General features: G+C 40.3%; 4 protein-coding genes and 1 pseudogene. 3 read left to right on the plus strand and 2 right to left on the minus strand.

Features of this window, described 5'->3' with window-relative positions; genetic code table 11:
- Window positions 1-527 precede the first annotated feature (527 nt).
- The 3 genes from HMPREF1505_RS11405 to HMPREF1505_RS11415 all read left to right on the plus strand — a co-directional run bounded on the left by HMPREF1505_RS11405 (window position 528) and on the right by HMPREF1505_RS11415 (window position 7,273).
- Window positions 528-3,347: a TonB-dependent receptor domain-containing protein gene (locus HMPREF1505_RS11405; RefSeq protein ID WP_036925412.1), complete on the plus strand. Its 2,820-nt coding sequence runs from the start codon at window positions 528-530 to the stop codon at window positions 3,345-3,347.
- 15 nt (window positions 3,348-3,362) lie between these two features.
- Entirely contained in the window at window positions 3,363-4,649 is a 1,287-nt protein-coding gene (locus HMPREF1505_RS11410; RefSeq protein WP_036925416.1) for a hypothetical protein, read from the plus strand.
- Between the two features lie 551 nt (window positions 4,650-5,200).
- Window positions 5,201-7,273, plus strand: coding sequence for an LTA synthase family protein (locus HMPREF1505_RS11415; RefSeq protein ID WP_036925418.1), 2,073 nt, complete (start codon window positions 5,201-5,203; stop codon window positions 7,271-7,273).
- 107 nt (window positions 7,274-7,380) lie between these two features.
- Here HMPREF1505_RS11415 and HMPREF1505_RS13025 read toward each other — a convergent pair.
- A pseudogene (locus tag HMPREF1505_RS13025) lies at window positions 7,381-7,541 on the minus strand (DUF3467 domain-containing protein); the annotation flags it as partial.
- An 862-nt stretch (window positions 7,542-8,403) separates the two neighbouring features.
- Window positions 8,404-8,733: a DUF3467 domain-containing protein gene (locus tag HMPREF1505_RS11425; RefSeq protein WP_004361672.1), complete on the minus strand. Its 330-nt coding sequence runs from the start codon at window positions 8,731-8,733 to the stop codon at window positions 8,404-8,406.
- Window positions 8,734-9,068: the final 335 nt, after the last annotated feature.

The raw sequence follows: 9,068 nt of genomic DNA on the forward strand, positions 1-9,068 counted from the left end.
AATAATGAGCACTATCCGACATACAACACAGAGTATTTAATGGACTACAAACACCCTATAAATCAGACACTTCATAGTACATGGTAAAGATTTGTGATTTTGCCAAAGGTGTTCTTTGTTGACTAAAACTAACTCTACCCCTACAAAATAGCAATGTTACCACTTTTTAGCAAGCTTCTAAGGAGTGTTTATTAGGTTGCGCACATATGGTGCGGAGCATCAGCACCAATGGTGCTTACGAACAACACCACATGTGCTAAGGACCTATACTTAGAAAGAAGACAACCTACTGAAGTCTTGATAATTAGAAGAAGACCCCTTATATCAGAAGATTCCCATCTTACTTCATACTGAATCAACACATTTATGAGTGCAACGATACTACTTGCCAATAAAAATCACAATTTTTAGGTATTGTAGTATCATTATTTAAGAGGTATCTTTGCGCCACCAAATTCGGCTACACCTTATATAATGTAGTCATTACTTAATATTACTCCTTAGGAGGATAACAACAGAAACATTTCATGATACAAAACATTAAGAGAGGTATTGCCATGCTATCGGTAGCCTCTGCTATCAATTTAAGTGCGCAAACAACCTACAAGGCGCGAGTTATTAACCAAGATACAGGAGAACCTATTATTGGTGCTGTGGTCAAAGGAAATAAAGGTGTAGAGGCAGTAACCAACGAAGACGGTTACTTCTCACTGAACACAAACGATGACCAGACACTGCACATCAGCTATATTGGTTTCAAGGAACAGAACATAAAGGCACAAGCACTAAAAGGGCAACCTACTATCAGTCTTATTCCTGGTATCGACCTTCAGGAGGTACAGGTTACAGCCAGTATCTCCAGTGCACGTAGTCAGAAAGCACTTGGAAGCAAGGTTGACCATGTCGACATTGAAAATCTGAGTAAGAATGCGCATACAAATTCTCTCAGTGACATGCTTGATGGTAAGATTGGTGGTGTACAGATGTACCAAAGCAATGGTAAAGTTGGTATGCCAATCCGTTTTAACATGCGCAGTGGTGCTACAATGAGTATGGAACGTGACCCAATTATCTATGTTGACGGTGTGAAATACAATAGCTCACATATCTCAGACATCAACAGTTCACAAGATGCACTCAGTGCACTCAATGATTTGACCATTGATGATATTGCAACGATCGATGTCATAAAAGGTCCTTCTGCCGCAGCCAGCTATGGAGCAGAGGCTGCCAATGGTGTTATAGTTATCACAACCAAAAGAGGTAAAAATAACAATCCAGAAAACAGAAAGGCTGACATACAAGTGAAGATGTCGTTAGGCGCAGCTACATTGGCAAAAAAGTATGACCAGTTTGTAAATAATGATCCTATCAATAATTTCTTCCAAACGGGCTGGCAGAAAACAATCTACACCTCTGTTTCAAAAGCATTCAAAGGGAATCAGAACCTCTTCTTCTCTTACAATATGAATGACATTGCTGGTATCGTACCAGGCAATAAGGACAAGCGACATAGTGCGAAGATGGCTTATGACCTTCGCTCTGGTCGCTTCTCACTCGGTGCTACTGCTTCCTACATACATGGTAACATCAGTCTTCCACAGACTGCAATGGGTAGATATGATGCGATATGGAACTTAATGATTAACCAGACGCCATGGCCATATGTCGACGAAAGTACGTGGCGAGCACAGAGTTGGACCTATGGCAACGACCGTTTCATCGGTAACCTTCGTCTTAGCTATATGCTTCCAGCAGATGTAAAGATTGAGACTATCATTGGCGCAGACGTAAACCATACAGAAGGAATCTATCGTCTACCTTTCGGTTATAAGTTAGGAAATAATGCTGAGGGTGCAAAAAATATAAGTAACCGTAGAAACTCTAACTTTAACTGGGACATAAAAGCTACTCGTAAGTTTCATCTTGCAGACAAATGGGACCTTACAGCAACCCTTCTCTCACAGATTGCACGCCAGTACGAAACACTGAATAGTATTTCTGCATCTCGTTTTAGAAGTGATATCGACAATATCTCAGCAGCAACGGAACGTACAGTAACAGAGTCAAGCTTCGAACAACGTACATGGGGTCTCTATGGTGAGGCCTTCCTCAACTATGATAACCGTTTCTTTGTCAATGCAGGACTCAGACGTGATGCATCTAATCTTATCGGTAGTAATGTGGCGAGCATCTATTATCCCTCTTTGAGTGCATCATACAACCTCAAGAATCAGAAGTTCCGCATTGCCTATGGTGAGAGTGGACGCCTTCCCTACCCTACAGATGCCCGCACATCTTATGTCATGGACGGCATCAGTGCTTATGGCCCAATTGTTAAGCCTCAGTACAAAGGTAACCCTGATATCAAACCTGAGCGTATGCGAGAGATTGAATTAGGAACAGACTGGACTATTCGTAACAGACATACATTAGCACTTACTCTGTATGCACAATACACCTCTGACGCTATCATCTACGATGACCTTCTTTCAAGCGATGGTTGGATTGGTAGCGTTCCACGTAACGTAGGACGCATCAAGGGTCATGGTATAGAGTTCAGCTATAATGGCAACCTATGGAAACAAGCTAACCGCCATTCTCTTGACGTGTATGCAAACCTTAATTATCAGGCAAACAAAGTGATTGATACTGGCGGAAAGGATATCGATAACTATCCTAACGTTGTGAAAGAGGGGCAACCTGTCTATGCTTTCTACTATCACACCGTTGAGAAGCCAGCCTTCAATGCAGACGGTACATACAACCAGAAGATAGGCGCCATTGAGAGTAATGACTACCAGTATCTTGGTAAGCCATTCCCATCTGTCAATGGTTCGTTTGGTTTCGACCTAAAACTCTTCAGCCACTTCACCTTCGGTACAAAGTGGAATTATGCTTTGGGTGCATCTATCTATAATCAAAGTTTCTATAATGTATCTGGTTTGGGTGACAACTTGAAGAAGCGTAACGATCAGCTGCAGGCTCTTGCTAATGCTACCGTAGGTACTGCAGAATATAACCAAATTGCTGAGGACTTGGCACACAGCGCACGCTTCAGAGCTAACTACATCGAGAAAGCTAACTTCTTGCGCTTGTCAACGCTCTACTTAGGTTATGATTTATCATCACTCTCTCGCAAGTGGACACGCAACGTGGTGAATGGAATGCGTTTCTCTTTCGCTATACAAAATGTATTTGTCCTTACCAACTACTCTGGTGCTGACCCACAAGTAGAAGGCAACGGTGGTAATCGTAAGCAAAGAGGTATTGGAAGTTTGTCACGTGACATTACCAATACTCCACACCCACGCACTTACACAGCAACTTTAAGTTTCACATTATAAAAAGAAGACGATAAAATGAAAAAATCAATATATGCCATTCTCGCCCTTTCTGTACTATTCGCGAGTTGCGATTCATGGGTAGAAAATGCGGAGACGCCAAGTAACACACTTACAAGAGACCAACTGAATAAATCTGCAATGGTTGCTAATATTCAAAGCAATAGTATTACTGATGGTCCGTTGGTAGCCTACGTAAAGACGCTTCAAGGCGATGCCTCTGCTGCAGCCTTCCTCGCGTTGGGTACAACTGTTGACGAATTGACCGAAGGAACGATTCCAAATGCGCTCCTTTATCGCCAAATAGCGACTGACAACCTCACTCCATCTTCGGGTACTCAGAATGATCTATGGAATAAAATTCATAACTATTATGCTCGAAGCATTGAACTAACTGAGATTGCTGGACAGATAACAGGAGCAAATGCTGAGCAGACTGAGATTGTAAAAGCATATGGTAACTACGTTGGACATCTCCATGCTGGCTATGCTCTACAGTTGCTTGCAGAGTCTTTCTCTACAACTCCTGCTGCAGAAGGTGGGTCTGTCATCCTGAATAAGGCTGTTGTCCCGCACGAGACACTACTAAACCAAGCCAAGGAGCAATACGAAGCTGCTGAGAAAGCTGCAAAGTCTGATGCACTAAAGTCCTTCAAAGGTTTTGACCAAGACGCAGCTATCCGACAAGTAAAAACCTACGAACTCAAATTAGCTATGCATCGTGGACAATACGCAGACGCTAAGACATTCGTAGAAGGAGCACTGAAAGATGGTGAGACTGTGGAGGTAATCTATAACAACGATGGTGGTGACAACCCACTTTACAGTGCTATCGGGCCAAACAGCCGTGATGTACAAGTAAGTCCTTCTCTTGAAGCAGCAAGAACAACAGATGCAGAAAAGAAAGCCTTACCACTGGCTCATGCGAGTGTAGATAAGAAGAATCCTAATCGCTATAACATTTATGCGTCAGGGCTAACAAGAAAGGGTTCGATGATTATTTCAAACGATGATGACATCCATCTTATCAAAGCTGAACTCATCGTAAGAGGTGTTATGACTGGTGATGCAATGACAGAGGTTAATAAGGTTATTGGCAAATATGACACAGCCAGTCAACTGTCAACTACCCCTACCCTTGCACAAATAGCCGAGTTACGTCGTATCTTCCTCGCTTTCCGTGGTGAACGCACAGCAGATATCCGGCGCGGATTGGAGCAAGGTTCTGCCGCAACAACTTGGGCAAGCCGTAAAATCAAGTGGTTGCCAATACCCGAGAAAGAATTGCAAAGCCAAGGACTATAAAGCATATTATTTAACTATATTGTCTGTAAGAGGGTGTGTCAAAATGTACACATCCTCTTTTTTATACACAAAGCCCCGACTTTCTCAAGCCAGGGCTTTGCTATTTCCTAAAGTTTTTGTACCTTTAGGCATACAAATACAGCGTACGTTATCAGGCAGAACGCTGTGATAGTTCTCCGTTGAGAGGCTCATATTTTAAGGCAAGAGGGAACAGAATTATAGAAGTAAACCACCAACTACAGCACTATAAATAAAAGGCACGGGACTAACAATCCTGCACAATAGCACCTAACAATAAAAGAATAGTAAATACAATAATACTCATTGAGATTGAATTTTGAATGCAAAAGTAAGCACATACTTCGAAAATAGATAGCCTCTTTAAAAAATAAGTTGAACCTTATCTAAAAACAAAGAAACACCATCGACAAATAGAATCACATTTATCATTCCAAGGATCTAACATTCTCAAACACGCGAGCGCAATTACTGCTCAAAATATGTCTGAACCTCATCTATAATTATTAACTTTGCCGAAAAATAAGCAAACGATGGACAAAAGAACAAATGTAATTACCAAGAATCCTATTAATTTCATTGGAACACGATTTTTAAAACTATATCTACTCATTGGATTCATCCTAAGAATTATCTTAATGTGGAATGTCCCCGAAGATTCTTCTTTCTCATTCTGGGAGATAATCAGATTTTTAAGTGTTGGCTTCGTAACAGACATTTGTATGGCAATTTTGCTTGCCTTACCATTACAGATTATAAACCTTGGGCTAAATGAAGCTAAATATCATCGCGTCACAGGATGGATCATTGAACTTCTACTAACTATCTCCTTTGCCTACGTATTATTCTTCCATACCATCTTCCACGAATACGGAGGCGGCGCACCAAAGATTGCACGAATATTCCTCGGATGGAAACTATTTAGTTTCTCCATACGCTTTTTCATTCCAAGAACAAGAGAAACATGGCGTAAGGTTTCCCTCTATATAACTTGGGCTGTATATGTTTTCTTATTACTTTGCGTCACAGCAGGAGAATACATCTTCTGGGGAGAGTTTGGTGTAAGATATAATTTCATTGCAGTAGACTATCTCGTCTACACTCATGAGGTTATTGGGAACATCATGGAGTCTTATTCTATTGTTCCGTTGATTGGCATTACATTACTCTTAACAGCTGCAATTATCTTCCTTCAATCACGACATTACAAGCTAAAGGTTACTCATCTTTACAATGCGAAGAAGTTTCTTATACACTTTTCTATATATATGGTCTTAGCAATAAGCTCATATTTTATCTTACAAGGCACCCATGCTCTACGAAGTAACAATCAATACGTTACTCAACTTGAACAAAACGGAGCCTGCGACTTTGTCATTGCTTTCCAAAGTAACAAGTTAGAGTATGATAAGTTCTATACCATGTTACCCAAACAACAATGTGTGTCTCTGTATCGTCAACTAAGTGGACTTAATAATGAGGGAAAGAAGGCGATTGGAGAGTCCCTTGCGCCACAACGCCCTAACATCGTCTTAATAACAGTAGAAAGCCTAAGTGCTGATTTCCTTACGCGATATGGAAATAAAGAGAACCTTACCCCACAACTTGACAAGCTCATGCAAGGGAGTATTGTCTTTGACAGTCTATACGCAGCAGGAAACAGAACAGTTAGAGGATTAGAAGCATTATCTCTTTGCATTCCACCGAGTGCAGGAGAAAGCATCATCAAGCGAAAGGCTAACCGAATGGGGAACTTATCAATAGGTCGTATCCTTTCTCACTTGGGATACAAATCGCAATTCATCTATGGCGGAGATAGTTATTTCGATAACATGGGCGACTTCTTCAGTCATAATGGCTACGAGGTAATAGACCGAAAGGACATACCGAACAATCAAGTAACATTCGCAAACATTTGGGGTGTCTGTGATGAAGATATCTTCAACAAGAGCTTACAAGTATTCGAGAAGAACTATCAGTCGAAGCATCCTTTCTTCGCACAGATTATGACCACGAGCAATCATCGCCCTTACACCTATCCTAATGGCAGAATTAAAGTAGACGGTGACCCTAACACAAGAGAAGCCGCAGTAAAATATACAGACTATGCAATCGGTAAATTCATTAATGACGCCCGAAAGAAAGCATGGTTCCAGAATACCGTATTCGTAGTTATTGCTGATCACTGTGCATCCAGTGCCGGAAAAACATCACTTCCTATAGACCGCTACCATATTCCATGCCTCATCTATGCGCCAGCTATTCTCCAACCAAGAAAGATTGAAACTATATGCTCGCAGATTGATGTCATGCCTACCCTACTTTCTCTCCTCAAGTTACGTTGCACTGTAAGTTTCACAGGACAAGACATCCTCGCACCAACCTATCATCCTCGTGCATTCATGGCAACTTACCAAGACCTTGGGTATCTTGAAGGTAACCGACTAACAGTTTTATCGCCAGTCCGCAATGTACGACAATACATCGTTCGTCCATTACACGATGGTACATTTGAAGAGCAACCTACAAAGCAGATGAATCAAGAACTCATCCGCAAAGCGCAGGCTTACTACCAATACACAAACTTATACGTGAAAGCGCAATAGCTTAACCAAAGTAGTGACTTTGTAACATGCTTACAAGCCCCCCTGAAACAGAAAGTCGCCCCCAATATGGACGCGACTTTCAAGTATTTTAATCTTAAAGGGATTGCTTATGCTTCAACCTTACCATTGCCGAATGGAGCGATGGTGCGTGGTCCCTGCTCTTTGGGTTCGTGGCGGTCATCTTACCAAACTCTTTCTCGTAGCGTACTACATTGTCCTGCAAAGCTGCAAGGAGACGCAATGCATGCTCAGGAGCAATAAATACTTTCTTCTTTTACGCAAAGATAATACATTAAAGTTATTTGTCCAAATCTAACTACAAAAGTTTTACTCTAAACCTATTAGATTTCCACCTCAAAATAACACTACTAACAGAACTTTCTTTAGGTTCTTTCATTAAAGTCAAATCAACCAATAGAGCCTCATGACATTTTGTTTTATTATTGATATCTTTCCGTCTTCTGCGAGGCTACTTATTCCCATATCAACCAATACTTGTAAACTATTTTCATACAACTCAAAACCAATACATGCTCTTTTGGTTTCTAAAAGACGCCTAATTGACTTACAAAAGATGCCCTTTAGAGGTCTTACTAACGCCCTTTTGAAGTCCAATTAAGCACCTTTTCTTACACAGGATCATAACTAACTGATTTACTATTGGTTACAAACTTATCTTTTACATATATTTTTGCCGTTATTTGTAGATCTTTTATTCGAGATTATGTAATAATTTTTCAAAACAATTATCTGCAACGCTTTGTTTTTACAGCATTTTTATTTATCTTTGTCTTTCAAAAGCAATTCTTATTATGTGGACATTTATAGAGCTCATCATTACACTAATTCTTATGCCCTTTGTCATCAAGTGGAGAGATTGGGGTTGGCTATCGTGCTTCATATTTATAGGATTAAGCCTTGCTTTCACACCTCTTGTTGGTATCTTTATTTATAAATATGCCTTTGAAGGTTAAATCCTTTACGCTCAAATAGTCGACGAACATATTTCCTACCATTGCTATAGATACAAGTGATTTGATAACTGTTCTTCTATATCTATCGAGATTATCAAAAACAACAAAGCCGCCCAAATCCTTGGACGGCTTTGTTGTATCTCCTTAAAAGACTGTTTATGCATCAACCTTACCAGGACCAAATGGAGCAATCGTACGTGGCTCCTGCTCTGGCTCATGACGGTCAATCTTACCAAACTCTTTCTCATAACGAACGACATTGTCCTGCAAAGCTGCAAGAAGACGCAATGCGTGCTCAGGTGCAATAATAACACGGCTTGTCACTGTTGCCTTTGGTACACCTGGAAGAAGTGTAGCAAAATCAAGTACAAACTCTGAACTTGAATGAGAGATTATCTGGAAGTTTGTATAAACACCTTTAGCGATTTCTGGTGAGAGATCAATCTGCAACTGCTGTCCCTCTTGATTCTGATTGTTATTGTCCATTTTGTTAATATGATTTAGATAATACTTTATTTCTCTTATGCAAAGATAATACATTAAAGTCATTTGCCCAAATCTAACTACAAAAGTTTTTACCTTGACTGTCTTCGCTTACACCCTCAAAATAACACTACTGATATAGGTTTCTTTAGGTTCTTCCGTTAAATGCATGGATTGGAAATAAAATAAAGGCTATACGCTAACATCGTATTACTATCCAAAATTAGATGACATTACAAAGAGGAATAAACTATAAGATATAATGCAAAAAGGCAAGGCTTGAATAATGGGATATTCTTTCTCACTAAAAAAACGCTTGTAAGGTACTTCATTGTTAA

It is taken from the genome of Prevotella sp. ICM33, assembly GCF_000517825.1.
In the GTDB taxonomy this organism is placed as follows: Bacteria; Bacteroidota; Bacteroidia; order Bacteroidales; family Bacteroidaceae; genus Prevotella; species Prevotella melaninogenica.

Coding starts and splice junctions, on each gene's coding strand:
- HMPREF1505_RS11405 (WP_036925412.1), top strand. CDS start 528: ATGATACAAAACATTAAGAGAGGTATTGCCATGCTATCGGTAGCCTCT.
- HMPREF1505_RS11410 (WP_036925416.1), top strand. CDS start 3,363: ATGAAAAAATCAATATATGCCATTCTCGCCCTTTCTGTACTATTCGCG.
- HMPREF1505_RS11415 (WP_036925418.1), top strand. CDS start 5,201: ATGGACAAAAGAACAAATGTAATTACCAAGAATCCTATTAATTTCATT.
- HMPREF1505_RS11425 (WP_004361672.1), bottom strand. CDS start 8,733: ATGGACAATAACAATCAGAATCAAGAGGGACAGCAGTTGCAGATTGAT.